The following is a 25,160-nucleotide window of genomic DNA, read 5'->3' on the forward strand; positions in this document are numbered from 1 at the left end:
ATCGATGCCATACGTTGTCACCCAGTCATGCTGTAGTGACGCCTCGTGCGTCTACGCGTGCCCGGTCAACTGCATTCATCCCACGCCGGACGAGCCGGATTTCCGTACCGCGGAAATGCTCTACGTCGATCCTTCGTCCTGCGTGGACTGTGGTGCCTGTGCCACCGCATGCCCCGTCGATGCCATCACCTCGTCGAAGAAGCTGACCGACGAACAGAAACCGTTCATCGAGATCAACGCCGACTTCTACCGCGTGCAGCGCGACCGGCCGACGTTGGCCACACCGGTGATGCCGCCCGCGATCGACACCCAGCGCTCCCCGCTGCGTGTCGCCATCGTGGGGTCGGGCCCGTCGGCGATGTACGCCGCCGACGAACTGCTCACCCAGCCCGGCGTCGCGGTCACGATGTTCGATCGTCTGCCGCAGGCCTACGGTCTGGCCCGCCTCGGCGTCGCGCCCGATCACAAGCACACCCGCAAGGTCGCGGATCTGTTCGACATCATGTCGAAGCAGGACGACTTCGGTACCTACCTCGATGTCGAGATCGGCAAGCACATCAGCCATGCCGAGCTGCTCGAGCACTTCCACGGGGTGATCTACGCCGTCGGCGCGTCCTCGGATCGTAAGCTCGACATCCCGGGCGAGGGGTTGGCGGGCAATGTGTCGGCCACCGACTTCGTCGCCTGGTACAACGGCCATCCCGACCACGCCGACGACCGTTTCGATCTGGACCAGAAGCGGGTCGTCATCGTCGGCAACGGCAACGTCGCCCTCGACGTCGCCCGCATCCTGACCGTCGATCCGGCCCTGCTCGCCGACACCGACATCGCGCCGTACGCGCTGAAGGCATTGCGCGAGAGCAAGATCGAAGAGGTCGTGATCCTCGGTCGTCGTGGTCCGGCCGAATCGGCCTTCACGGTGCCCGAGTTCGTCGGCCTGGTGGCCGCCGACATCGACATCGCGATCGAGGGTGAACTGCCCGCGGTCACGCCCGATCTGCCCTACAAGGTCGAGCAGAAGCTGCGCCTGCTGCACAGCGTCGCGAATCGCCCGTTCGGCGCGCGCAAGCGCATCGTGTTCCGCTACCTGTCCTCGCCGGTGGAGATCGTCGGCACCGACACGGTCACCGGGGTGCGGGTGGAGCGCAACGAGCTCGTCACCGACGCCGAAGGTCGGGTGGCCGCCAGGCCGACCGGCGATACCACGCTTCTCGAGGCTGGTGTCGTGCTCACCTCGGTGGGTTACCGAGGCGTGCCGACCGCGGATCTGCCGTTCGACGACGCCCGCGCGGTGATCCCGAACGACGCGGGCCGGGTGCTCACCGCCCCTGGCGGCGAGGTCTTCCCCGGCACCTATGTGACCGGCTGGATCAAGCGCGGCCCGACCGGCTTCATCGGTACCAACAAGTCGTGTGCACAGGAGACCGTGCAGCAGCTCGCCGACGATTTCAACGGTGGCACGCTGCGCGAGCCCACTCGTGACGCGCAGGAGTTCGACCGACTGGTTCGCGCCCGTCGCCCGCAGGCGGTCGCCGGTGGCGCCGCGGTGCCGCGCGAGCGTTCGGTGAGGCGACTGTTCGCTCGCAGCTGATCATCTGAAACCGAAAGCCCGCAACGTCACTGGCAGACGCTGCGGGCTTTCGGCGTTTCTACGGTATCTGTCCGTTCTTTCGGTCAACCGGCGGGCACTGGGCCGTGCTGGTCGGAATCGGTCGCTGTGTTGACGTGTCACCAGTTAGTGGGTCAATTGCATTATGAGGGAATGTGATTCGCCGTCTGGGAAATCATCCCGGTAGTAAATGAATTGGTTACCGGTCGGTAAGTGTGCTTATTGCCCGGGATAACAAACCATAGGAATGTATCTATTGGGCGCTCTGTCCGATTACTCGCAGGTAGCTGTCTCTCGGAGTCTGTGCATCATCGGTAGCACGTTCAGGGGGGTGGATATTTAACCTTCAACGATCTCACCTGCATGAATCACCTTGTGGTGGCGCATGGTTGCGGATTCCGTATCAATCTGGCAGCAATTCGCGGACGTGCCAGTTAATCTAGGCGAGCTGTTTGGAAGACGACCGCGGCCACATGGTGCGCTCGCGTGCTGGACGTGGTCACGGTGCGTTGACGGGATAGCAAAAACATGACCAGAGGTCTGGGCTTGAGTATCGGTGCGGTCAATGCGATTTCGGCGGTAGTCGCCGATGATCCGGCCAAACCGGCGGTGCGCACACGACGCACCGCACTGACATTCGACGACGCGGGTAGGCCCCGCATCGGCGCGATCAACGAATTCGCCTCGGCGATCACGGATTTCGCGGATCTGACCCGCGAGCCGGAGCCGATGGTGATGGGTGGGCGCTTCTACTCGGCGACCAATCTGATCGCCGCCGTGGTCACCGGCCTGATCGAACTGGCCGAGACACCGGCCGGAATCGTCTTGACCTATCCGGCGGTCTACACCGACAAACAGGTCTCCTTACTCGGCCAGGCGCTGCATCTCGCGGGCGCCGGTGAGGTCCTGCTGGTGCCCGAACCGGTCGCCGCCGCGGAATGGCTGGAGATCGATCGCGGCCCCTTGGATCCGGGCTTCGTGCTCGTCTACGACCTGGGCGCCACCAGTCTCGACCTCACGGTGTTGCGTGTCGGACCGGACTGGCCGCACCACCCGATGGTCGGAACCCCCACGCGGTCTACCGATTTCGGTGGCAAGCCGCTCGGTGAGATGGTCGCCCGTTACGCGAGTGGACCAGGGCTCGGCCGCGCGACCCAGACCCTCACCTCCATGGTGAACATCGACGCGCTGCGAGCCGAACACATCCGCGACACCTTCCCGCTGGTCAGCAAGAGCGTCGCCGCGGCGGGCCTGCGGTTGGCCGACCTGTCGCGCATCCTCGTCGTCGGCGGCGCCTCGCGCCCGCCCGAAGTCGCCCGCACCCTCGCCGAACTCGGTGTTCCGCTCGTCACCGTGGCCGACCCCGGTCAGGTGATCGCTTCCGGTGCAGCGGGTTTGGCGGCTCGCACCTTCGCACCCGAGCAGCAGAGCGGTGGTCCGGTGCCGCACGTCGCGGTGTTCTCCAGCGCGGCAGTCGTTTCCGCGCTCGCCATGTCGGCGATGACGGTGTTCGGCAGCCCCTTCGATCCCGGCCTGATGCCGGTCCTCGACCGTTTCCCCGTTCTCGACGCCCCGGTCGACGCGCTGCTCTACGACATGAGTGCCGACCTCCTCGCGGCTCGAACCGCAGGCCTGGTCAGCGAGATCGACCCGGTCACCGGCCGCATCCAGGTCGCGGGCGTGGCCGCGGCGCGCAGCGCCTATGAGAACTTCATCGCTCCCGCGTCAGTGCCCGGCGGTAAATCACGTCCCGGCGCGCACAACGGTAGCGGCGCCGACCGTGGCGTTCTCGGGCGTCAGGACCTCCGCGACGACTGCAAGTCGCCGTTCCTGGCCCGCACCACCTACGGCGACCCGGCCCGCTTCATCAACCCCTTGCCCTTCGGCCAGAAGCCCGACCGACCCCAGAACACCCCGGCCGAACCCGGCACGCCCGAACTTCCCCACAACGGACCGATCTCGACCCCCGGCACGCCGGAATCCCCGGGCACTCCGACCGCACCCGGTGCGACAGACCCTGGCCATGCTCCGGGGGCCGGTACCGCGCCCGCGTCGGGTGGGACATCGGCACCGAGTACCGGTGGTACCTCTGCCGAAGTCGGAGGATCTGCTTCGGCGGATGGAACGAATACCGACACACCAGCTTCCCATCCTGGTGGAAGCACCCCGGGAGAAGCGCCGACCGGCGGAAGCGCTGACGGCGGTGCGTCAGGAGGTTCGGCCGGCGGTGGAACCACCGGCGGCACAGATTCTTCCGGCGGCGCGTCCGGTGGTGGCGCGTCCGGCGGTGGCGCTTCGACCGGTGGCGGTGGTTCGACCGGTGGTGGCGCGTCCGGCGGCGAATCTGATGGTGGTGCGTCCGGTGGTGGTGCATCCGGCGGTGGAGCCGACGGCAATGCGTCAGGTGGCGGTGCGTCGGGTGGCGGAGCCTCAGGTGGTGGTGCGTCGGGTGGTGGTGCGTCCGGTGGTGGTGCGTCGGGTGGCGGTGCATCAGGTGGTGGTGCGTCCGGTGGTGGTGCGTCCGGTGGTGGTGCGTCGGGCGGTGGTGCGTCCGGTGGTGGAGCCGACAGTGGCGCGTCCTCCGGTGGCGCGTCGTCTGGTGGTGCGTCCTCCAGTGGTGCATCGTCAGGCGGTGCTTCCTCGAGCGGTGCCTCGGCTGGTGGAGCCTCTTCGGGTGGCTCCAAGGGCGGAGCGTCTTCGGGCGGCTCCGTAGGTGGCGGCGGTGGCGGCGGTGGCGGTGGCGGCGGCGGCGGCGGTTCTCGCCGCTGACTAGCCGGCCACGCTGGCGTACATCCGTATTGATCCGGCGGAACGCGCTGGTGTGCGTCGATATTCGATGCGTCGCTGCGGGGTCGGTCTGCGGTCTCGGGTCAGGCCAGAGGCCGACAGCGCTGCTCCATTGATGGAGTGCCGCCAGCGATCAGGCGCTTGCCTCCGTCGTCGCGATGAAAGTGCTGCCGCGCGGCAAGTGCTCGCCTGATGCCCGAGCCGGCAACCACGTGCTGTCAGGATCGATGAGACGGTGCCGCGGCGAATAATCGTCGCGCACGTTCTCGATTCGGGTTTGCGCTGGTTCATCGTCGAGGCCCGCGACGGTAAGTGCCGCAACGGATGCCGGGTTGTCCGCATCGTGGCGGCGGTGAAACGGCGGTGGGTGTCGGTGGGGGCGGGCACAATAGGACAGTGGCTGAAGTCGGGGGAGCGCCGAAGCTGATCGCGCTCGATGTGGATGGGACTCTGCTGGCGACAGGGTTCGAGATCAGTGCGCGGGTGGGGGCCGCCGTGCGCGCGGCGGTGTCGGCGGGGGCGCATGTGGTGGTCACCACGCGCACCCTGCTCACCACGCGTCCGGTGCTGAGCGAGCTCGGGCTCGCCGAGGGGCATGCGTTGTGTTCCAACGGCGCTGTGCACATCGACGTGGCGCGCGGCGAGCCGGTCGCGGTCCAATCCTTCGATCCGGGACCGGCGGTGCTCGCGCTGCGCGCGTTGTTCCCGGAGATGGTCTTCGCCGCGGAACGGGTCGGCATCGGGATCTGGGCGACCGGGCACGGGCCGGGGGAGTTCTCGATCGGCGACTTCCAGCTCGTCGACCACCGCGAGCTCAGCAGTGTGCCGACGCCGCGCCTCAACGGCTGGTGGCCCGACGGCACCCCCGATGAAATGCTGCGTCTGCTGCAAACCTTCGACGTTCCCGACGCGTCCTGGGTGCACGGTGAGTTCGGCCCATGGCTCACCGTCTCCCGCCGTGGGGTATCCAAAGGCTGGGCGCTGGAACAACTTCGGCTTCTTCTCGGCATCGAGGCCGAGGCGACCTTGGCCATCGGCGACGGCTTCAACGACCGCGAGATGCTGCGCTGGGCAGCACATTCAGTGGCGATGGCCGGATCGCCCGAGTCCGTGCTGGCCCTGGCCGACGAAGTGACCGGTCACGTCAGCGAGGACGGTGTCGCCACCGTCCTCGAACGCTGGTTCTCCTGATTTCCTAGGTTGTCATCGCCACGAAGTGGGGGTTGGCCATGATCCCGAGCACATTGCCGAACGGGTCGAGGACCGCCGCGGTCGCGAAGCCCGTACCCTCCCCACGCTCGGTGATCGGCTCGTACTCGGTGGCGCCCAGCTCGAGCAGTCGGGCGAAGGTGGCCGCGAGGTCGTCGACCTGCCAGAACACCACCCCGCCCCCGCCCGGCGCATTGTGCGCGCCCGCCGGGCCGTACGCGCGGTTGATGATTCCCAGCTCGGCCTGCAACGGCCCGAGCCGGAACTCGTAGTACCCACCGGGGACCTCGTAGTACGGCGCGATGCCGAGGAATTCGCTGTACCAGTCCTTGGCGGCGGTGAGGTCGTCGGCGTAGTAGGTGGTGGTGGCCATTCCGCGCAGCATGTCTGCTCCATTCGGTTGTCGCTTCGGTGTGAAAACGACTTTGCCAGGCAAAGTGCTCACCGAATGAGCACTTTGTTCGGCAGAATTGCCGAGTATGCGAGCCGATAGATTGGTAGCGACCCTGTTGTTGATGCAGGCGCGCGGGCGGGTGACCGCCGCCCAGGTAGCCGCCGAGCTCGAGGTCTCGGTGGCGACGGCCCGGCGTGACCTCGAGGCCTTGTCGGCCGCGGGCATCCCGGTCTACCCGCAATCGGGTCGCGGGGGCGGTTGGTCGCTGATCGGCGGCGCACGCACAGACTTGTCCGGACTCACGGCGGGGGAGACCAGGGCGCTGTTCCTGCTCGCTGGTCCGGCGGCCCAGGCCGCGCCCGAACTGAAGTCCGCGCTTCGCAAGCTGGTTCGGGCCCTCCCGCATACCTTCCGTGCCGATGCGGCCGCCGCGGCCGACGCCGTCGTGGTCGATCCGGCCCGCTGGGGGCGCCCCGACCCGGAAGCGCCCGCGGTGCTCGAGACTGTGCAACGGGCGGTGGTGGATCGCCGCCGCGTCCGCATCGACTATCTGAGCAGGGGTGAACGCACGGTCCGCACGATCGATCCCTGGGGCCTGGTCGAGAAGGAAACGGTCTGGTACCTCGTCGCGGGCACTGAACGCGGGCAGCGCACCTTCCGGCTGGACCGTGTCGTCGACGTGGTCACCCTCGAGGAAACAGCTGAGCGGCCTGCGGATTTCGATCTACAGGCGCAGTGGTCACAGATTGTCGAGCGGATGGAGGGCCGTCGCGCCGCTGTCGCCGCGACGGTCCTCGTCTCCGCCGGTCTCGCCCCCACCTTGGCCGACCAACAGGGCCGCCATTGCACCCTGCTCGGCCCGGCCCCGGACGGCCGGGTGCGAGCGCAGATCACCGCCGACACCACGAAAATGCTCGCCCGGCAGCTGGCGGGCTGGGGCGGGGACATCGAGGTCGTCGGCCCCGCCGAGGTCAGATCAGAACTGGTAGCACTCGGCACTCGACTGGTGCGCGACAACAGCTGAGTGTCCCGCGCAGTGCGTCCACTATGCCCTGTCGATGCGCGCGGCCAGCGACCTGGCCACCTCACCGGCCACTACCGCGTGCCCGCTGGTGGTGAAGTGGATGAGATCGGCGCTCATCAACTCGGGTCGCGACCGCAGTGGGTGCGTCCAGAATTCGGTGAGTACCGCATCGAATTCGTCGGCCACCGCCCGCAGCACCTCGTTGAGCACCATCATCTGTGACCGCATGGGGCGCATCGGCGCCATTCGTTCGACGTCCCACACGTCGGCCATCGTGAACATCGACAGCTGCGCCCCGGTGGCGGCCAGCGCCGTGAGGATCGTGGACAGATTCTCTCGCAGCTGATCGACATTGCCTCCTGCCGTGAACAGATCGTTGCCGCCGCAGCTGACATGCACGAGATCCGGTGCGAAATCCAGGATTTCGGACAGCTGCCGCTCGATGACCTGGCCGCTGGTCGCACCGATGCGCCCCGTATTGCGGTAGGCCAGTGTGGGATTCACCGACGCGAGGCTCGCCGCGACCCGGTCGGCCCAGCCGGTCGGGGCGTAACCGGGGCTTCGATCCCCGGTCCCCGCGGCGATGGAATCGCCGAGCACCGCGAAACGCTGCCACGGTGCCCCCGCGAGGAGTGCGGTGAGCTGCTCCGACGCCGGCACCAGCGGGTCCTCGGCCTCGACGGTGAATTCTACGGACAGTGGTGTGCTGGAAGACATGTCGATCTCCTGGTTCAGTTGGTCGAACGGGCCTGTGCGGGCAAGGCGAGTACCACGGCGACGGCGATATTGATCCCCGCGCACACGGCGAACAGGATGTGGAAACCGCTGAGCGGGTCGTCGGAGGTCGCCGAGAAGATCGCCGCCAGTACGGCGATGCCGAGTGCGCCTCCCACCTGCCGAGCGGTGAGGTTCATCCCGATACCCGCCGCGAACTGCTGCGGTGGAACAGAATTCGCCGCCGCTGTGCCGAGCACCGTCACCACGATGCCGATCCCACCGCCGCCGAGCACACCGGCGGGGATCCACGTCGTCCACAGCGCGGGTTCGGGCCCGAACGCGTCGGTGCTCATCCAGGCCAGCGCGGCTGTCGACATCAGCCCGCCGAGCACCCCCACCCACCGTTGTCCACGCGGTGTCGTGATCCGGCCGGTGACAACGGCGGTCACCATCGATGCCACGGCGCCGACGGTCAGCGCCGCCGCCGACTCGAGTACGGAGTAGCCCCAGATCGCGTTCAGGAAGAGCGGCCCGGCCAGCAGCCACGCGAACATCGAGGCGCCGAACAGGAACGAACCCGCGTTCGCGAGCGCGAATTGCCGCTCACGCCAGAGCTGGACGGCGACCGCGGGGTTGGCATGTCGACGCGAGCGAACCAGCGCGAACACCGTCAACGCGCTACCGCCGAGCAAGGCGACGAGGGTGCCGGGCGCGGTCCAACCCCATGACTGACCCTCGGTGACGGCGGCGACGATCGCGCCGAGTCCGATCGCGACGGCGAGCGTGCCGAGCGGATCGGGCAGCGCCGTCTCGCCCGCCGCCTTGTCGCCGCCGGGCAGCCGCAGCCCCGGCACGATCAACGCCACCGCGATCGGCACATTGATCAGAAAGACCGCACGCCAGCCGAACACCTCGACCAACGCGCCACCGAGCGCCGGACCGACCACCGCCGCGAACCCGCCGGCTGCCGACCAGACGCCGATGGCGGCGCCGATCTTCGCCCGAGGCGTGGCCTCCAAGACCAGTCCGAGTGCCGCGGGCACCATGAATGCCGCCGTGATGCCCTGCAGAACTCGTCCCGCGATGAGCCAGTCCGCGCCGGGTGCGAGCCCGCACAGCAGTGAGGTGACGGCGAATCCGGCCAGTGCCAGGGCGAACAGACGCCGCCGGCCGAGGGCGTCGGCGATGCGACCGGCCGGGGTGAGCAGTGCGGCGAACGCGATCGCGTAGCCGCTGACGATCCAGGTCAGCGTGCCGGTGGAGGTGCCGGGATAACTCAGGGCGATCGTCGGGAACGCGATGTTGACAACGGAGAGATCGAGGAAGGCGATGAATGCGGCGCCCGCGGCCACTGCGAGGGTGCCGCCCGCGGCGCTGGCGTCGGGAGTCGCGGAGTCGAGCGGATCTTCGGGCCGAGCTGACACGTCGGTCATACGGAGTCCTTCGGGGGAGAAATAAGAACGTACGTTCGTTCGCAAATAAAAGTACGACCGATCGTTCGCCTTCGCAACCCCGCAGTGGAAGAATGATTTCTATGACCCAGCTGACGGAATCGAGCGACCAGCGGTTGGCCAAGGGCGCCCGTGCCCGCGCCACCATCGCCCGTCGCGCCGCCGAACTTGCTTCCGTCGAAGGTCTCGACGGCCTCAGCATCGGCCGGCTCGCCACCGACCTGGGCATCAGTAAGAGCGGCATCGCCACCCTCTTCGGTACCAAGGAAGCCCTGCAACTCGCCGCCGTCCAGGCCGGCCGCGACATCTTCATCGAGCGTGTCGTCGCCCCCGGCCTGCGCACCCCGCGCGGCGGAACCCGGGTCCGCGCGATGGTCGACAGCTGGTTCGCCCACATCGAGAATCCCCCCTTCCCCGGCGGCTGTTTCCGGGTGGCCACCCTCACCGAATTCAGCAGCAAGCCCGGCCCCGTGCGCGACGCAGTGGTAGCCGACCACGACAGCTGGCTGTCCTTCCTCGCCGCTGAGGTCCGCAAGGCCCAAGCCATGGGCGAACTCGCCGACGTCGACCCCGATCTGCTGGTCTTCGAGCTCGACGCGATCGTGAGCGCCGCCAATATCGCTCGCCAGACCGGTGATTCGGCCCGTGTCGAAGCGGCCCGCACCATCGCGACTCGCTTGTTGTCGGACGCGTCGAGTGGGGCCTAGCCGGGCACCCTCGCGGTCTGCGCGTATTCAGCTCTGGCGCGACGGGAAACGCTGCTTCGTCGACCCGCTTCGGTCAGTGATTCCGGAGAGCATGGGTCACTCGCGGGAGCTGGCGAGCTCGCCCGTGTCCAGATTCCGGCTGGAATACGCGGCGCGGAGTTCTGCGATGGTGATGGCTGGGGATTCCAGGGTGATCGGGCCGCAGCGGAGATGACACTGTTTCGACGGGGAGGCGGAACGCAACAGCGCCGCCACCGGTGAGGGTAGCGGCGCCGTCTGTGCTCCGTGTGGTGCGTGGGTACGGCCGGGATCACTGGTGGTGGTTGTGATCGGGGGCGTGCTGGGGAGCGGCGGTGAGAGTGAAGGCGGCGGTGCGGACTACGTCGTCGTGCTTGAAATCGAGGAACAGTCGGTAGACGCCCGGGCCGGGAACCGCTGTGTGGAAGGTGATTTCGGGGCCCGAGGGGGTGACGCCGTCGCCGGGTTCGCCGTTGGGGTGTACGTGGATGTAGGCGAGATCTCCTGCGCGAAGGATGACGAGATGGCCGAAAGCCGCCAGGTAGGGCTGTAGATCGGTTACCGGCTCGCCGTTCTCGCGCACGGTGAGCGTCAGCAGATCGCCTTCGGCGCGCAGCTCGCCGTCGACGGTCACCTCATAGCCGTCGACGGCGATGGCGCGGGTTTCCGCTGGAACCGGTTGCGGTGCATAGTGTCCCGCGATGGCCAGGTCCGCGCCGAGTGTGATCGTCCGGCCGAGGGTTCGCGGGGCGATATCGGTGAACACCCGGTAAGCCCCCGCCTCGGGCAGTTCGAGCTGGATCGCCCATGTGCCGTCCGCTTCCCGCTGCGGATGCACGTGCCAGAACCCGGTCAACTCCCGTCGCGTCACGATCAGGTGCAGTTCCCGATCGTGAATCGCGTCGAACTCGGTGACGGCCGATCCGTCCGGGCCGAGGATCCGAAACCGGAAGTCGATCCTGCCCGCTTCGGCGATCGCGGTATCGAGATCGAGCGTGTATCCGTCCTGCGTGATCTGCAGTCCGCCGGGTGAACCCGCATCGTGTCCGGCGTGACCGGCCGCATGTCCTGAGTGTGAACCGCCGTGTTCGGCGGTATGCGTAGCCGGACCGTGCCCCCTGTGGGCAGTTAGGGGTGCGGCGTGCTCGGCGGCCTCCTGTCGGCCGTGGTTGTCGGCGGGCGCTTCGTGAGTGCTGTGGTTCAAATGATCGCCGTGGGCGTTGATGGTCATCGTTTCGCCTCTCGCAGTTCGCTGTGTGTTGACTCGAACTTATACCCCCTGGGGGTATGTTGCAAGGCGTGTAGGTGTGTGAGCCGTGGCACTGGTGTGCCGACATGTGGGGCCTGTAGACCTGTTGGTCGGTGGGGCGTCGATCTCGGTGACGTGCGGCCTTGTCGCCGACGGCGTCCATCGAATGGGGGGCGCGGGTCACGGTGAAGACTCCGATGGCCTGCACTCGCGAGGGCGGAGAGGATATCGCAGGTCGAGTTACGACGAGTTACGACATCGGTAAGGAAGTCGGCATTCGCGCTGGAATCAGGCGGAGAGTTCGAGATCGGCGGCGACGCCGACGTCGTAACGGGTCCAGATCACGTCGACCAGCGCGGTGTGCGCGCCGATGACGTCGGCATGCACGACCTCGGGCGCGGCCGCGATCAGTCGATCGGTCAGCAGCCCCGGCGCCAAGAACCACGGCGCGACGACGATGCTTTCCGCGCCGCGAGCGCGCAGTCGATCCACGGCCGGAGCGAGGCCGGGTTCCACTGTCGCGAAGCATATTTCGGTGGGGCGGCCGGTGACCGCCGCCAGCCGGCGCGCCACGACGGAGGTCCGGCGATTGGCCGCGGCATCGCGCGATCCGACAGCGGCGACGGCGATCCCCAGCGAAGGGCCACCTAGCGGTCCGGTCGCGGGAGTCACCACGCTGAGCGGCGCGAGCCACGGTGGTCCCATCGAGGCGTGACCTGCCGCCGGTTGCGAATCTGTCGCCATCGGGGCCGCGAGTGACGGGAGTCCGCACGCCGTTGCGACCCGATCGGCGAGTGCCGAGATGAGCAGCGGGTCGGGGCCGAGGACAGGTGCCTGGGAGAGTTGGAGCCGGGAGTGCCGACGGGTGGCCTCGGCCAGTAGCGCCGGAAGGTCGACTCGCGCGTGAAAAGCGCTGCCGAGTAAGAGGGGCACGACGATCACGTCGGTGTGCCCCCGCGCGGCGAGATCGTCGACGACCTCGTTCACCGAAGGGGCGCTGAGATCGAGGAAAGCCAGCCGAACCGGGATATCTGGCCGGGCGGCGGCGACTTCGGCGACCACGGCCGCCATGGTCGCCGCCGAACGCGGATCACGGCTGCCGTGGGCGACCGCGATCAACGCGGGCCCGCCTGCGCCGCGTGGCGCCGGGACGGCACCACGCGGCGGGGCGGACAGGCGATACATCAGACCGCGGTACCGACCTCGACCGAAGCCAGCACGTCGCCGACCAGGCCGGCCGCGAGGGTGTTGCCACCGGCGGGGTCGATCAGCAGGAACGACCCGGTGTGCCGGTTGGTGCGGTAGTCGTCGGCCGGGATCGGCTCGGCCAGCCGCAGCGAGACCCGACCGATGTCGTTGAGCTCCAGCGATTCCGGGTTCGGCTGCGCGGTGAGCGTCTGCTCGTCGAACCGCTCCACGAGCGCGCCGACGATGGCCTGCGTGGTCTTGGCGCCGTGCTTGAGCAGCAGCCGGGCGCCGGGTCGCAGACCCTTGTCGCCGAGCCAGCACACGGTCGCGTCGAACGTGTCGATGGGCTCCGGCGCGTCGTGCGCCGAGGCGATGATGTCGCCACGCGAGATGTCGACCTCGTCGGCCAGGATCAGCGTGACGCTGCGTCCCACCTGCGCCACGGCCAGTTCGCCGTCGGGGGTGTCGATGCGCTCGACGGTGGTCTTCTTGCCCGAGGGCAGCACCACGATCTCGTCACCGGGCGAGACCGAACCCGCCGCGATCTGACCCGCGTAGCCCCGGTAGTCGGGGTACTCGGCGGTGCGCGGGCGAATCACGTACTGCACGGGGAAACGCAGACCCAGCGCGTGCGTGCCGGTCGAATCCGCGTCCACCGGAACCGATTCCAGGTGCTCGATCAGCGAGGGACCGTCGTAGTACGGGGTGTTCTCCGAGCGGCTGGCGATATTGTCGCCGTGCAGCGCCGAGACCGGGATCTCGATGACGTCTTCGGCGGCCCAGCCAAGCTTCGAGGTGAGGTCGTTGAACTCGGCGGAGATCTCGGCGAACACCTCGGCCGGATTGTCGACCAGGTCGATCTTGTTCACCGCGAGCACCAGACGCGGCACACCGAGCAGCGCCAGCACGGCCGCGTGGCGACGGGTCTGCTCGATGACACCCTTGCGGGCGTCGGTCAGCAGAATCACCAGCTGCGCGGTGGAGGCACCCGAGACCGTGTTGCGCGTGTACTGCACGTGCCCCGGGGTATCGGCGAGCACGAAAGACCGCTTGGGCGTAGCGAAATAGCGGTACGCCACGTCGATGGTGATGCCCTGCTCGCGCTCGGCGCGCAGGCCGTCGACGAGCAGCGACAGATCGGGCGTGGACAGCCCACGGTCGACCGAAGCGCGCGTGACGGCATCGATCTGATCGGCCAGCACGGACTTCGTGTCGTAGAGCAGGCGTCCGACCAGGGTGGACTTACCGTCGTCGACAGAACCGGCGGTGGCCAGCCTCAATAGGTCGGACATCAGAAATAACCCTCTCGCTTGCGGTCTTCCATGGCGGCTTCCGACACACGGTCGTCGCCGCGGGTGGCGCCGCGTTCGGTCAGTCGGGACGCCGCGACCTCGGCCAGAATGGCCTGGTTGTCGGCGGCGTCGGAGATGATGGCGCCGGTGGTGGAACCGTCGCCGACGGTGCGGTAGCGCACCGAACGGGTTTCCAGGACCTCGTTCTCGTTCGGACCGCCCCACACGCCGGGAGTCATCCACATGCCGTCACGCGAGTACACCGGACGCTCGTGCGCGTAGTAGATCGAGGCCAGGTCGATGTCCTCGCGGGCGATGTAGCGCCAGATATCGAGCTCGGTCCAGTTGCTCAGCGGGAACACGCGCACATGCTCACCCGCGGCGTGCTTGCCGTTGTAGAGGTTCCACAGCTCGGGCCGCTGACGCTTCGGGTCCCACTGGCCGAAGGCGTTGCGCAGCGAGAAGATCCGCTCCTTGGCGCGCGAACGCTCCTCGTCGCGGCGCCCGCCGCCGAAGACCGCGTCGAAGCGGTGCTCGGTGATGGCGTCGAGCAGCGGCACGGTCTGCAACGGGTTACGGATGCCGTCGGGGCGTTCGGTCAGGCGGCCGTCGGCGAGGTATTCCTCGACCGAGGCGACGTGCAGGCGAAGGCCGTAGCGCTCGACCACCTTGTCGCGGAACTCGAGCACCTCGTCGAGGTTGTGCCCGGTGTCCACGTGCAGCAGCGTGAACGGCAGCGGCGCGGGCCAGAAGGCCTTGAGTGCCAGGTGCAGCAGGACGGTGGAGTCCTTGCCGCCGGAGAACAGGATCACGGGGCGCTCGAATTCGCCCGCGACCTCACGGAAGATGTGGATCGCCTCGGATTCCAGCGCCGCGAGGGTGTCGAACTCGGTCAGGCCGAGCTCGCGTTCGGTGGTGTTGGTACTCACAGGCTCACTCCCAGTGGTGGTGATGGTCATGATTGGTGCAATCCGCATTCGGTCTTGGCGATACCGGCCCAACGGCCGCTGCGCGGATCGGATCCCGGCTCGGGCTTGCGCGTGCACGGCGCGCAGCCGATGGACGGGTAACCCTCCTCCACCAGGGGATTGACGAGAATGCCGTTGGCCTCGATATAGGCCTGCATCTCGTCGTCGGACCACGGCGCGATCGGGTTGATCTTCACCAGGCCGAAGGCTTCGTCGAACGAGATCAGCGGCGCGTTGGCGCGGGTGGGCGCCTCGACGCGGCGAATGCCGGTGATCCACGCGTTGTAGCCGCTCAGTGACCGCTTCAGCGGGACGACCTTGCGCAGCCGGCAGCATTCGGCGGCGTCACGGGCGAACAGATCCTTGCCGACCACTTCGTCCTGCTCGGCGACGCTCGCCTCGGGGCGCACATTGACCACGTTCACCCCGTACACGGCCTCGACCGCGTCACGGGTGCCGATGGTCTCGGCGAAGTGGTAGCCCGTGTCGAGGAACAGCACGTCCACACCGGGTCGGGTCTGCGCGGCCAAATGAACCAGCACGCCGTCCTGCATATTCGAGGCGACGATGTAGCCGTTGCCGAAGTTGCGGTCGGTCCACGCGATCAGGTCGGCGGGCGAGGCATCGGGGCCCAGCTCGGCCGCGCCCTGCTCGGCGAGCGTACGCAGTTCTTCTTCGGACATTTTTGCCGCGAGATTCGTTGTCACAGTGGGGATCTCCTCATCGACTATCGGAGGTCGGCCTCGTCGGCGCGAACAGCCCACACCGCGAAGCGTTCCCCGGATTCCCGGTTCTTGACGAAATTGCGGACGACGCGATCGATGTAGTCACCGAGCTCGACGCTGGTCACCTTGTGCTGCCGCAACTTCCGGCCGAACGCGCTGTCCAGGCCGAGGCTGCCACCGAGATGAACCTGGAAACCTTCCACCTGATTCCCGGTGCCGTCGTCGACGAGCTGGCCCTTGAAGCCGATATCGGCGATCTGGGACCGGCCGCACGAGTTCGGGCAGCCGTTGATGTTGATGGTGATCGGCACATCGAGTTCGGCGTTGATATCGGCCAGGCGCTGCTCGAGCTCCGGCGCGAGTACCTGTGAACGCTTGCGGGTCTCGACGAAGGAGAGCTTGCAGAACTCGATGCCGCTGCACGCGAGCAGGTTCCGGCGCCAGACCGAGGGGCGGGCCTGCAGGCCGAGTGGTTCGAGCTCGTCGATCAGCGCGTCGACCTGGTCGTCGGGGATATCGAGGACGATCAGCTTCTGGTACGGGGTGAAGCGGATGCGATCCGAGCCGTACTTCTCCGCGGCGTCGGCGACCTTGCTCAGGATGGTGCCCGAGACACGACCGGCGATGGGGGAGAACCCCACGGAGTTCAGGCCGTTGCGCAGTTTCTGCACACCGACGTGGTCGATCGGCTTGGCAGGCTGCTCCGGGGCGGGGCCGTCGATCAGCTTGCGCTTCAGGTACTCGTCCTCGAGAACCTGACGGAACTTCTCGATGCCCCAGTCCTTGATCAGGAACTTCAGCCGGGCCTTGGTGCGCAGGCGGCGGTAGCCGTAGTCGCGGTAGAGCGCGACCACCGCTTCCCACACATCGGGCACCTCGTCGAGCGGCACGAACGCGCCGACGCGCTGGGCCAGCATCGGGTTGGTCGACAAACCGCCACCGACCCACAGATCCAGACCGGGGCCGTGCTCGGGATGGTTCACGCCGACGAAGGCGATGTCGTTGATCTCGTGCACCACATCCTGCTGGCCCGAGATCGCGGTCTTGAACTTGCGGGGAAGGTTGGAGTACTCCTTCTTCCCGATGTAGCGCTTGACGATCTCGTCGATCGCCGGGGTCGGGTCGATGATCTCGTCGAGCGACTCACCGGCCAGCGGCGAACCGAGGATCACGCGCGGGCAGTCGCCGCACGCCTCGGTGGTGTGCAGACCGACCGACTCGAGCCGACGCCAGATCTCCGGGACGTTCTCGACCTCGATCCAGTGGTACTGGACGTTCTCGCGGTCGGACAGGTCGGCGGTGTCGCGGCCGAACTCGGTGGAGATCTGCCCGACGGTGCGCAACTGGGCGGCGCTGAGCGCGCCCGCGTCGCAACGCACCCGCATCATGAAGTACTTGGCTTCGAGCAGGTCGATGTTGTCGTCGTCGGTGAAGCTGCCGTCGTAGCCCTCTTCGCGCTGGGTGTAGAGACCCCACCAGCGGAATCGGCCACGAAGGTCGGCCTTGTCGATCGAGTCGAAGCCGCCCTTGGCGTAGATGTTCTCGATGCGCGCGCGCACGTTGAGCGGGTTGTCGTCCTTCTTGGACTGTTCGTTCGGGTTCAGGGGCTCGCGGTAACCGAGGGCCCACTGGCCTTCGGAGCGGCGGCGGACCGGCTTTCCGGTGCGGGCGCGCGGTGCGACCGGGGCATCGGTGCTCGGGCGGGCCGGGCGCTGGGCAGCTGAACGCTCAGTGCGGGCCTGCGCCGTCGACTGTTCGGTCGAACCGGCGTCGGTGCTCGACGTCATGGTGGGGTCGCTCCTGCGGGGTGGTTGGACATCCGTGCTGAAGGCGCGAGGGGCTGGCTCGCGTCAGGCGGTCAGCGGGCCGATGAAAGTCGAAGGCACCGGGGGATACCCGGGCGTGGACGCCGCTGCGCTACCGGTGGAAACCGGGCCGACAACAGGCGCTGCAGACACGCTGGAAGTCGACGTGGCGACGGGCCACGAGTCGTACTCCAGTTGCGTGCATGAGCCTATTGTGCCACGTCAACCGGGTCGTTCCGACCGCAAGGAGATATTTCCCGCACTTTTGGGGGAAATTCCCTGGACGGCCGTCCTGTTCTGTGACGGGGGTCATAGCCCACCGCCCGGAACCGACCTGTGATACGCCCGAGCGGGCGCGTGTGCGGTGTCGCACAGCTCGGTTGACCTGGAGCGCGCTCGAGGTTGCACAGTAGTCGTATGAGCAACGACGCCACTGCCACCGGTCAGACCCCCGCCGACCTCGACGCCGAACTCGCGGCTATCCGCGCCGTCGTCGACACCATCGCGCACGCCCAGGCCAACGAACTGGCCGAGGAGTTCGTCGCCGTCTTCCGCGAAGACGCGATCTGGACCACCGGCCATGGCAAGCGCCTGTTCGGCCGCCCGGCTATCGCCGAGTTCACCGCTCAGGTGCTGCCCGGCGCGACGACGCACGGCTCCGCGACCTACGACGTCGAGCACGTGCTCTTCCTGCGGCCCGATGTCGCCGCCGTCAAGATCCGCCAGAGCTACTTCACCCTCGACGGCGAGCTGTCCGGTCAGGGCACGCCGATGTATGTGATGACGAAGGAGGACGGCGGCTGGGTGCTCACCGCCAACCAGAACACCCCGGTCGTGACGGACTGACGCGAGAGGGGTCGCGCGGGGCGCGGTACCGGGGCCCGGCAGACTGGAGGCGTGACTACCAGCGCTGCTTCCGGGGCTCCCGGCGTGACACCGGCCGATGCCGATCGGCCGGTGTTGCGCGATTTCGGGGGCGGCGCGTTCGGGGTGTACGTGCACGTGCCGTTCTGTGCCACGCGCTGCGGGTACTGCGACTTCAACACCTATACGGCGGGGGAGTTGGGTACTTCGGCCTCGCCCCAGTCGTGGCTGGAGGCATTGCGCGGCGAGCTCGCGACCGCCGCGGCCGAGTTCGGTGCCCTGCCGAGCGCGACCCCCGAGGTATCGACGATCTTCGTCGGCGGCGGAACGCCGTCGCTGCTCGGTGGCGACGGTCTGGCCTCGGTGCTGGATGCGGTGCGGGCGAACTTCACCCTGACCGCCGACGCCGAGGTGACCACCGAATCCAACCCGGAATCCACCTCGCCCGAGTTCTTCGAGCGGCTGCGCGCGGCCGGATACACCCGGATCTCGCTCGGTATGCAGTCCGCCGCACAGCACGTGCTGAAGGTGCTCGACCGCACGCATACCCCGGGGCGCGCGGTCGCCGCGGCGAAGGAAGCGCGCGCGGCCGGGTTCGATCACGTGAACCTCGACCTGATCTACGGCACTCCCGGTGAGACCGACGCCGACCTGGACCTGAGCCTGGACGAGGTGCTGGCGGCCGGTGTCGATCATGTCTCTGCCTACTCCCTGATCGTCGAAGACGGAACCGCGTTGGCACGCAAAGTCCGCCGTGGTGAACTGCCCGCACCCGACGACGATGTCCTCGCCGCCCGCTACGAACGCATCGATGCCCGCCTCGCCGCCGCCGGTCTGACGTGGTACGAGGTATCCAATTGGGCCGCAAGCGATTCCGCGCGCTGCCGGCACAACCTCGGCTACTGGGACGGTGGTGACTGGCTCGGCGCGGGCCCCGGCGCGCACAGTCATGTCGGCGGCGTTCGCTGGTGGAATGTCAAACACCCCGCCCGCTACGCCGACCGAGTAGCCCTCGGCGGCCTCCCGGCCGCCGGCTGGGAAGCCCTCACCGACGACGAGCGCTACACCGAACACCTCATGCTCACCGTCCGCCTGCGTACCGGCCTGCCCCTCGCCGACCTGGCCCCGTCCGCAGCCCCCGCCCTCGACCGGATCCTCGCCGACGGCCTCGCCAGCATCACCGGCGAGAACCTGGTGCTCACCGACCGAGGTCGTCTCCTTGCCGACGGCATCGTCCGCGACCTTCTCGACTGATCAATTCGCCCGCTGAGGAATCGCGCGGCGGTGATGTCATCGTGATCTGAATTTCGAAATTTTTCAGCCTTGGGATCGATACCAGAGAATGCCCGGTCGTAGTGGGGTATCAATCCAATGCACACCTGGTGAGCGGCTCGGAACAGTGGGGTGCTCTAAGGGTATGTTCGGTGGGTTCCGGGTGGAAGATAACGATTAGGGGCGTAGGCTTCGAGTCGATCCTAGGGAGTTATATGTCCACCGAACGGCACATCACCCTCGTCCACGAGCAGAGCGAATTCGCCGAAGCGCGCTCTGCTGAGAAGGCGGAGAACGCTCGTCAATGCGCGGTCGCCGCGCGGACGGTCGCCTCGCATTCGAACGACGCCGAAGACTGCACATCGCTGCTGGCGATGCTCGGTCTCGACGCACTCGCGGGCAAGCAGGTCGGCGCCCCCGACTCCGCCGCTCGCTGCGGCGCTGCTGCCCGCGTCTGATCCGGCACCGGCCGCCCGACTCGGGCGGCCACTGCCGACGCCCTCGCCGACTCGCTGACATCGCCGTCAGCCTCGAGTTGCCGATGAGCGTTGCTCGCCGGGTGCGAGATCATCGCCACCCCCGATCACCCCACCGGCTATTGCCGGTCGTGGCTCACCGAGCAGTTCCGCGGTGTTCGCCTGCGTGATCAAGTACTCCGGCAGACCACGTGTGGCCTCCACGCCTGGTCCTGTCGGCAGTGCTCCGCCGCAATGGAAGTAACGATCGCCCGACCTCGTCGGGGTATGCCCTGACGGCGGTGCGGCGCCGATGACCGGACCTGCGGAACCGGGGATGCTGTGCCCGATCCCCGGCCTGGACACGTCACGCTGACCGGGCGGCCGATACTGCGCGGAGCCACCCGGCGTCAGGCCACGGGCCCCGCTCGGGCTGACGTTCGGCCAGGCTCGCCCAGGTACTGGGTCAGCCGATGGGTCGCGCCCCGTCGAAACGACCGAGGGGTCGATGGCTGCGGAAGAAGTCCCCGTAGGCGCGGTGAGTAGTCCGGAGCCGCCAGGTACTGTCAGCGCAGCCGTACCGCCCGGTTGCGTCATGCCGGTGGCGGCCGTCGATGCCGAGGTCACCGTCGTAGCGGTGCCAGAATCCACCGCCCCGTCCTCGGATTCCGCCGATTGGCTGTCGAACCCTTCCGAACCATCGTTCGGAACCTCCGTTCCGAGACCGTCCCGCCCCACGGTTTCCGAATCTCTGATCGCGTCGTGCAGGGCAGAGTCCTCCCCGGTCGCTGCGGTCTCGTTCTCTGCGCCTCCGGTCGCGATCTCGACCGGAGACGGTGTACGTCTGTCGCCCCGCGACTGCCCCACGCCGTCGATCAGCGACTGTCGATCACCTGTCGTCGCGTCGGAGTCGAGGGACCGAAGCGGCATGGGCAGCAAGGGAATGCGAGTGACCAGCTCGGCGAACGGCAATACATACCGCTGCCGCATCGCGGCTCGCGCATCCTCCTCCGCGGCCGAAGCCGCACCGTGCGCCGATGCTGAGCCCGTGGCGTGAACCGCCGAGCTCACCGACCACGCCGCGGCGTCGGAATCCTCGACAACCGGCGACCCGACCGCGTACCTGGTCGCCACGATCGCCTCGGCCGCCGCCCGAACCACGCCCGGCAACTCCTCCAACGCGAGCGTCAGATCGTGCGCTCGCGCGACATAGCCTTCGACCGCGGAACCGGCCGCGACGGCGCCCACACCCGACCATGCCGATGCGAGCGACCCATCCACCGCGTGCCGGAAGGCGCGTAAGCCGTCGTCCCACCACCGGGCGATCTGCTCGAACCTGTCCGCTTGCCTCAACGCGTCGGTCACCTCGAGGCCCGCGAACGCCGCGACGATCTCCCCGTGTCGCCAGGAATGTGTGTTCTCTCCTCCGCCGGGAACACCGGATTTCGTTGCGCCGCTCGAATAGTCCGAATATGTGTTCCCGCTGCTCCGAATACCGCTCGGCGCGTGGCCGGTCACACCGACTCCGTGGAAATCTGCTGTCCTACAAAGGTTTCCACCGACCGAAGTCGATAAGCCCACTCTTCGTCGGCGATCACCATCAGATCGCGCGCATCCCGGAACGACCGGCGAATATCGCCGACTGCCCGCGAATGCGCATCCGAGACGGCGACGATGCTGTTCTCCTTCGCCGCTGCCACGGAACGCAATCGCGCCACCAGAGCGGAACCGGATATCAACCGTGCCTGCCCCTCGCCCAATCCCCACTGCGTCTGATCGCCGACTTCCACGGCAAGTGCCCGAATCCGCGCGATCACCCCCAGGAATTCCGCACACGCATCATCGATCCGGGCCAACTCCGCCGGTCGCACCGCGACCGCGCTCGACCCGATCTGCCACGCCTCGCCGACCCCACCCTGTTGCATCGCAGTTTCCTCCCCGCACCACTTGCCGATAGCTGAAAATCGCTGGTAGATGACCTGATTCAGCCCCGAAACTACGCCCGCCCCCCGAGCTCGACAACCCCCGGAACCGCATCTGTGGACAACTAGGGCCTGTGGATAACTCGTCACCGCGTTCGACCGAGTCGGCGGACCGGACGCCGCCCCCACAGCCGGATATCCCGTATGACAGTTCGATGCCGGACAGCCGTGCGATCCGGGGATCGAGAACAAGACAATTAGACTGGAGAACAAGACGCTGCGAGCGTCGACGTGCGACCCTGTGCGAACGCAGCACGGCAGGCGTGACGTACCAGGCACGAGCGAGGAAGGTGGGGTCGATGGCGTCGAGCACCGAGGATCGACGTTTCGAGGTCCTGCGAGCGATCGTCGCGGATTACGTCGCCACCAAGGAGCCGATCGGCTCCAAGTCCCTCGTGGAACGGCACAACCTGGGTGTTTCCAGCGCCACCATCCGCAACGACATGGCGGTGCTCGAGGCCGAGGGCTACATCACCCAGCCGCACACGAGCTCGGGGCGTATCCCCACCGACAAGGGCTACCGGGAGTTCGTCGACCGGATCGCCGAGGTGAAACCGCTCTCCGGCGCCGAACGTCGGGCGATCATGGAGTTCCTCGAATCCGGTGTCGACCTCGACGACGTCCTGCGTCGCGGCGTGCGCCTGCTGGCCCAGCTCACCCGCCAGGTCGCCGTCGTGCAGTACCCCACCGTCTCGGCCGCGATCGTGCGCCACATCGAGGTCGTCGCGCTCAATCCGGCCCGCCTGCTGCTGGTGGTGATCACCGACACCGGCCGGGTCGACCAACGCATCGTCGACCTGGGCGCGGTGATCTCCGACGAGGACCTCGTCGCTGTGCGCGGTCTGCTCGGCGGCGCCATGGACGGAAAGCTGCTCTCGGTGGCCAGCGCCGCGGTGGCCGGGGTGCCGGAACGCGCGCCGGCCAAGATTCGCGACGTGCTGATCCGGGTCTCCACCGTCTTGGTGGAGACGCTGGTCGAGCATCCGGAAGAGCGCCTGGTCCTGGGCGGCACCGCCAACCTCACCCGCAATGTCGCCGATTTCGGCTTCCCCGGCTCCCTACGCACCGTGCTGGAAGCCCTGGAAGAACAGGTCATCGTGCTCAAACTGCTTGCCGCCGCGCAGCAGCCGGGTCAGGTGATGGTGCAGATCGGCGAGGAGACCCAGGTCGAGCAGATGCGCGGCACCTCGGTGGTCTCCACCGGCTACGGCGCCGCCGGTGCCGTACTGGGCGGTATGGGCGTGCTCGGGCCCACCCGCATGGACTACCCGGGCACCATGGCATCGGTGGCGACCGTCGCCCGCTACATCGGCGAGGTGCTCGCCGAAAGGTGAAGCCAGCGCGGGAACGACAACAACCGGGCTGTTAAGGTCGATACTTCGGCCGGTAAAGTTGAGTGGATTCGACTAAAGGATGCGCCCGGCGCTCGGCCGGCCCACACCGACCAAGGACTAGAGAACTCACGTGGCACGGGATTACTACGGACTGCTCGGCGTCGGCAAGAATGCCACCGACCAGGAGCTCAAGCGCGCTTACCGCAAACTGGCCCGCGAACTGCACCCCGACGTGAACCCGGACGAGGGCGCGCAGGCCCGCTTCAAGGAAGTCTCCACCGCCTACGAGGTGCTGACCGATCCCGAGAAGCGCCGGATCGTCGACCTCGGCGGTGACCCGCTCGAAAACGGCGGCGGCGGGGCAGGATTCAACGGTGCGGGCTTCGGTGGTCTAGGCGATGTCTTCGAGGCCTTCTTCGGCGGGATGAGCGGCCAGGGCGGTGGCCAGCGCAAGCCGCGTGGCCGCGTGCAGCCCGGCGCCGACTCGCTGATCCGCACCAGGCTGAGCCTGGCCGAATGCGCGGTCGGCGTCACCAAGCATCTCACCGTCGACACCGCGATCCTGTGCGATGTCTGCGTGGGCTCCGGCACCAACGGCAACTCCAAGCCGATCCGCTGCGAGACCTGCGACGGCGCGGGCGAGGTGCAGTCGGTGCAGCGCTCGTTCCTCGGCCAGGTGCTCACCTCGCGTCCGTGCCCCACCTGCCGTGGCGCGGGCGAGACCATTCCCGACCCCTGCAACAAGTGCGGTGGCGACGGCCGAGTGCGCGCTCGTCGCGAGATCGCCGCGCCCATCCCGGCCGGTGTCGCCAGCGGCATGCGGGTCCGCCTCGCCGCTCAGGGTGAGGTCGGCCCCGGTGGCGGCCACGCCGGTGACCTCTACGTCGAGGTCGTCGAGCAGCCCCACGACACCTTCGTTCGCGACGGCGACGACCTGCACTGCACCGTCCGGGTGCCGATGGTCGACGCGATTCTCGGCACCACCGTGGTCGTCGACACCATCCTCGACGGCCCCACCGAGCTCAGCATCGCGGCGGGCACCCAGCCCGGCGAGGTCATCCAGTTGCGTGCCCACGGCATGCCGCGCCTGCGTTCGGGCGCGCGCGGCGACCTGCTCGCCCACCTCGACATCGTGGTGCCGAACAAGCTCGACGGCAGGCAGACCGATCTGCTGCGCAAGTTCAAGGGTATGCGGGACAAGGATCGCGCCGAGGTGATGTCGACCCAGTCCGAGCACAACAGCGGCCTGTTCGCGCGGCTGCGCGCGTCGTTCAGCGGACGCTGAGGCCGTGGCCGCGACGGTCTTCTACCTCGACGAGGTGCCCGAACCGGGCGCCGTCGCGGTGCTGGACGGTCCGGAGGGTCGCCACGCGGCGACCGTGCGCCGGATCAAGGTCGGCGAGCCGATCACCCTGTCCGACGGGCACGGTGTGCTCGCCGACTCCGAAGTCGTTGCGGCCCAGAAGGACCGCCTGGAGCTAGCGGTCCGCGATCGCCGGCTGGCCACACCGCCCACCCCGCAGGTGACCGTGGTGCAGGCCTTGCCCAAGTCCGACCGCTCCGAGCTGGCCGTCGAGTTGATGACCGAGGCGGGCGCGGACCTCATCGTCCCCTGGCAGGCCGCGCGCTGCGTCGCGAACTGGGAGGCCAAGGCCGCCAAGGGAATCGACAAATGGCGCGCCGCCGCCAAGTCCGCGGCCCGGCAGTCCCGTCGCGCCTACATTCCCGAGATCGCCGGCCTGCACCGCACCCGCGATCTGGTCGAGCTGGTGCGAAAAGCCAAGGCGGACGGTGCGATCGTCGCGGCCCTGCACGAATCCGGCGCGGGCAAGTTCACCGAGCTGCCGCTGGCGCAGGCTAGCGAAGTGGTCCTGATCGTCGGCCCCGAAGGCGGCCTCGACGACGCCGAACTGGCAGCGCTGGGAGAGGCCGGTGCCGACATCGTGCTGCTCGGCCCCACCGTCCTGCGTACCTCCACCGCGGCGGCTGTCGCGCTCGGTGCGCTGGGGGCGTTGACCTCGCGCTGGTGAGCAGGAATGGGCCGGACATACCACGGGCACATTTTTAACCACTGTGCGGTGTCAGTGCTCGGCGGTAAACTGATCTCATC

Annotated in this window: 22 protein-coding genes; 11 read left to right on the plus strand and 11 right to left on the minus strand. The window is 67.9% G+C overall.

The features are described from left to right. Positions 1-4 precede the first annotated feature (4 nt). The 3 genes from QX204_RS05565 (at position 5) to QX204_RS05575 (ending at position 5,587) form a co-directional block, all read left to right on the plus strand. Positions 5-1,591 (plus strand): FAD-dependent oxidoreductase, encoded by a 1,587-nt coding sequence (locus tag QX204_RS05565; protein WP_301905504.1) that lies wholly within the window; start codon positions 5-7, stop codon positions 1,589-1,591. Positions 1,592-2,137: 546 nt separating this feature from the next. Next, positions 2,138-4,378, plus strand: coding sequence for an Hsp70 family protein (locus QX204_RS05570; protein ID WP_301905505.1), 2,241 nt, complete (start codon positions 2,138-2,140; stop codon positions 4,376-4,378). A gap of 414 nt (positions 4,379-4,792) precedes the next feature. After that, complete coding sequence (locus QX204_RS05575) at positions 4,793-5,587, plus strand: HAD family hydrolase (protein WP_301905506.1); 795 nt, start codon at positions 4,793-4,795, stop codon at positions 5,585-5,587. Between the two features lie 4 nt (positions 5,588-5,591). Here the strand turns inward: QX204_RS05575 and QX204_RS05580 are convergent, their stop codons facing one another. Next, positions 5,592-5,990: a VOC family protein gene (locus tag QX204_RS05580; RefSeq protein ID WP_301905507.1), complete on the minus strand. Its 399-nt coding sequence runs from the start codon at positions 5,988-5,990 to the stop codon at positions 5,592-5,594. 94 nt (positions 5,991-6,084) lie between these two features. Between QX204_RS05580 and QX204_RS05585 the strand changes: the two genes are divergently transcribed. Then, entirely contained in the window at positions 6,085-7,023 is a 939-nt protein-coding gene (locus tag QX204_RS05585) for a helix-turn-helix transcriptional regulator (RefSeq protein WP_301905508.1), read from the plus strand. A gap of 21 nt (positions 7,024-7,044) precedes the next feature. Here QX204_RS05585 and QX204_RS05590 read toward each other — a convergent pair whose 3' ends face one another. Both QX204_RS05590 and QX204_RS05595 read right to left on the minus strand, forming a co-directional pair. Beyond that, complete coding sequence (locus QX204_RS05590) at positions 7,045-7,740, minus strand: SGNH/GDSL hydrolase family protein (protein WP_301905509.1); 696 nt, start codon at positions 7,738-7,740, stop codon at positions 7,045-7,047. 14 nt (positions 7,741-7,754) lie between these two features. Then, entirely contained in the window at positions 7,755-9,173 is a 1,419-nt protein-coding gene (locus QX204_RS05595) for an MFS transporter (RefSeq protein WP_301905510.1), read from the minus strand. A 101-nt stretch (positions 9,174-9,274) separates the two neighbouring features. Here QX204_RS05595 and QX204_RS05600 point away from each other — a divergent pair, with 101 nt between their 5' ends. Beyond that, positions 9,275-9,898 (plus strand): TetR/AcrR family transcriptional regulator, encoded by a 624-nt coding sequence (locus QX204_RS05600; protein WP_301905511.1) that lies wholly within the window; start codon positions 9,275-9,277, stop codon positions 9,896-9,898. Positions 9,899-10,208: 310 nt separating this feature from the next. On the opposite strand, the gene QX204_RS05605 is transcribed toward QX204_RS05600, so the two are convergent. The 6 genes from QX204_RS05605 to QX204_RS05630 all read right to left on the minus strand — a co-directional run bounded on the left by QX204_RS05605 (position 10,209) and on the right by QX204_RS05630 (position 17,125). Beyond that, complete coding sequence (locus tag QX204_RS05605) at positions 10,209-11,147, minus strand: DUF8832 domain-containing protein (RefSeq protein WP_301905512.1); 939 nt, start codon at positions 11,145-11,147, stop codon at positions 10,209-10,211. 306 nt (positions 11,148-11,453) lie between these two features. Beyond that, positions 11,454-12,350 (minus strand): sirohydrochlorin chelatase, encoded by an 897-nt coding sequence (locus tag QX204_RS05610; protein ID WP_301905513.1) that lies wholly within the window; start codon positions 12,348-12,350, stop codon positions 11,454-11,456. Continuing rightward, positions 12,350-13,645 (minus strand): sulfate adenylyltransferase subunit CysN, encoded by a 1,296-nt coding sequence (locus tag QX204_RS05615; RefSeq protein WP_301905514.1) that lies wholly within the window; start codon positions 13,643-13,645, stop codon positions 12,350-12,352. Before QX204_RS05615 ends, QX204_RS05610 begins: the two co-directional genes overlap by 1 nt. Beyond that, positions 13,645-14,622 carry a sulfate adenylyltransferase subunit CysD gene (gene cysD, locus QX204_RS05620; protein ID WP_228537684.1) on the minus strand — a complete coding sequence of 326 codons (978 nt, stop codon included), beginning with the start codon at positions 14,620-14,622 and terminating at the stop codon, positions 13,645-13,647. The genes QX204_RS05615 and cysD overlap by 1 nt, the downstream gene beginning before the upstream one ends. Beyond that, the gene (locus QX204_RS05625) at positions 14,601-15,296 is read right to left on the minus strand and encodes a phosphoadenylyl-sulfate reductase (protein ID WP_301907915.1); all 696 of its coding nucleotides are present in this window, start codon (positions 15,294-15,296) and stop codon (positions 14,601-14,603) included. Before QX204_RS05625 ends, cysD begins: the two co-directional genes overlap by 22 nt. Positions 15,297-15,340: 44 nt before the next feature. Next, on the minus strand, positions 15,341-17,125 hold the full coding sequence (locus QX204_RS05630) for a nitrite/sulfite reductase (RefSeq protein ID WP_301905515.1): 1,785 nt from the start codon (positions 17,123-17,125) through the stop codon (positions 15,341-15,343). 435 nt (positions 17,126-17,560) lie between these two features. Here QX204_RS05630 and QX204_RS05635 point away from each other — a divergent pair, with 435 nt between their 5' ends. From QX204_RS05635 to QX204_RS05645, 3 genes are all read left to right on the plus strand, one after another. After that, a complete protein-coding gene (locus QX204_RS05635; RefSeq protein WP_301905516.1) occupies positions 17,561-17,989 on the plus strand; it encodes an SgcJ/EcaC family oxidoreductase in 429 nt (142 codons plus the stop codon). 84 nt (positions 17,990-18,073) lie between these two features. Then, on the plus strand, positions 18,074-19,261 hold the full coding sequence (gene hemW / locus QX204_RS05640) for a radical SAM family heme chaperone HemW (RefSeq protein ID WP_301907916.1): 1,188 nt from the start codon (positions 18,074-18,076) through the stop codon (positions 19,259-19,261). 233 nt (positions 19,262-19,494) lie between these two features. Next, positions 19,495-19,737, plus strand: coding sequence for a hypothetical protein (locus tag QX204_RS05645; RefSeq protein WP_067456243.1), 243 nt, complete (start codon positions 19,495-19,497; stop codon positions 19,735-19,737). A 66-nt stretch (positions 19,738-19,803) separates the two neighbouring features. Here QX204_RS05645 and QX204_RS05650 read toward each other — a convergent pair whose 3' ends face one another. Together QX204_RS05650 and QX204_RS05655 are read right to left on the minus strand one after the other, a co-directional pair. Next, on the minus strand, positions 19,804-21,099 hold the full coding sequence (locus QX204_RS05650) for a hypothetical protein (RefSeq protein WP_301905517.1): 1,296 nt from the start codon (positions 21,097-21,099) through the stop codon (positions 19,804-19,806). Positions 21,100-21,248: 149 nt separating this feature from the next. Further along, on the minus strand, positions 21,249-21,659 hold the full coding sequence (locus QX204_RS05655; protein WP_301905518.1) for a hypothetical protein: 411 nt from the start codon (positions 21,657-21,659) through the stop codon (positions 21,249-21,251). A gap of 356 nt (positions 21,660-22,015) precedes the next feature. On the opposite strand from QX204_RS05655, the gene hrcA reads away from it, so the two are divergent. From hrcA to QX204_RS05670, 3 genes are all read left to right on the plus strand, one after another. Continuing rightward, positions 22,016-23,050 (plus strand): heat-inducible transcriptional repressor HrcA, encoded by a 1,035-nt coding sequence (gene hrcA / locus QX204_RS05660; RefSeq protein ID WP_062988249.1) that lies wholly within the window; start codon positions 22,016-22,018, stop codon positions 23,048-23,050. A 130-nt stretch (positions 23,051-23,180) separates the two neighbouring features. After that, on the plus strand, positions 23,181-24,335 hold the full coding sequence (dnaJ, locus tag QX204_RS05665; RefSeq protein WP_301905519.1) for a molecular chaperone DnaJ: 1,155 nt from the start codon (positions 23,181-23,183) through the stop codon (positions 24,333-24,335). Between the two features lie 4 nt (positions 24,336-24,339). Then, a complete protein-coding gene (locus tag QX204_RS05670; RefSeq protein WP_301905520.1) occupies positions 24,340-25,080 on the plus strand; it encodes a 16S rRNA (uracil(1498)-N(3))-methyltransferase in 741 nt (246 codons plus the stop codon). Positions 25,081-25,160 lie beyond the last annotated feature (80 nt).

It is taken from the genome of Nocardia sp. PE-7 (genome assembly GCF_030486425.1).
In the GTDB taxonomy this organism is placed as follows: Bacteria; Actinomycetota; Actinomycetes; order Mycobacteriales; family Mycobacteriaceae; genus Nocardia; species Nocardia salmonicida_A.

Excerpts from the sequence above, each read along its gene's own strand:
- QX204_RS05565 (WP_301905504.1), top strand. The coding sequence starts at position 5 with ATGCCATACGTTGTCACCCAGTCATGCTGTAGTGACGCCTCGTGCGTC.
- QX204_RS05570 (WP_301905505.1), top strand. The coding sequence starts at position 2,138 with ATGACCAGAGGTCTGGGCTTGAGTATCGGTGCGGTCAATGCGATTTCG.
- QX204_RS05580 (WP_301905507.1), bottom strand. The coding sequence starts at position 5,990 with ATGCTGCGCGGAATGGCCACCACCACCTACTACGCCGACGACCTCACC.
- QX204_RS05585 (WP_301905508.1), top strand. The coding sequence starts at position 6,085 with ATGCGAGCCGATAGATTGGTAGCGACCCTGTTGTTGATGCAGGCGCGC.
- QX204_RS05590 (WP_301905509.1), bottom strand. The coding sequence starts at position 7,740 with ATGTCTTCCAGCACACCACTGTCCGTAGAATTCACCGTCGAGGCCGAG.
- QX204_RS05595 (WP_301905510.1), bottom strand. The coding sequence starts at position 9,173 with ATGACCGACGTGTCAGCTCGGCCCGAAGATCCGCTCGACTCCGCGACT.
- QX204_RS05600 (WP_301905511.1), top strand. The coding sequence starts at position 9,275 with ATGACCCAGCTGACGGAATCGAGCGACCAGCGGTTGGCCAAGGGCGCC.
- QX204_RS05605 (WP_301905512.1), bottom strand. The coding sequence starts at position 11,147 with ATGACCATCAACGCCCACGGCGATCATTTGAACCACAGCACTCACGAA.
- QX204_RS05610 (WP_301905513.1), bottom strand. The coding sequence starts at position 12,350 with ATGTATCGCCTGTCCGCCCCGCCGCGTGGTGCCGTCCCGGCGCCACGC.
- QX204_RS05615 (WP_301905514.1), bottom strand. The coding sequence starts at position 13,645 with ATGTCCGACCTATTGAGGCTGGCCACCGCCGGTTCTGTCGACGACGGT.
- cysD (WP_228537684.1), bottom strand. The coding sequence starts at position 14,622 with ATGCGGATTGCACCAATCATGACCATCACCACCACTGGGAGTGAGCCT.
- QX204_RS05625 (WP_301907915.1), bottom strand. The coding sequence starts at position 15,296 with ATGTCCGAAGAAGAACTGCGTACGCTCGCCGAGCAGGGCGCGGCCGAG.
- QX204_RS05630 (WP_301905515.1), bottom strand. The coding sequence starts at position 17,125 with ATGACGTCGAGCACCGACGCCGGTTCGACCGAACAGTCGACGGCGCAG.
- QX204_RS05635 (WP_301905516.1), top strand. The coding sequence starts at position 17,561 with ATGAGCAACGACGCCACTGCCACCGGTCAGACCCCCGCCGACCTCGAC.
- QX204_RS05645 (WP_067456243.1), top strand. The coding sequence starts at position 19,495 with ATGTCCACCGAACGGCACATCACCCTCGTCCACGAGCAGAGCGAATTC.
- QX204_RS05655 (WP_301905518.1), bottom strand. The coding sequence starts at position 21,659 with ATGCAACAGGGTGGGGTCGGCGAGGCGTGGCAGATCGGGTCGAGCGCG.
- hrcA (WP_062988249.1), top strand. The coding sequence starts at position 22,016 with ATGGCGTCGAGCACCGAGGATCGACGTTTCGAGGTCCTGCGAGCGATC.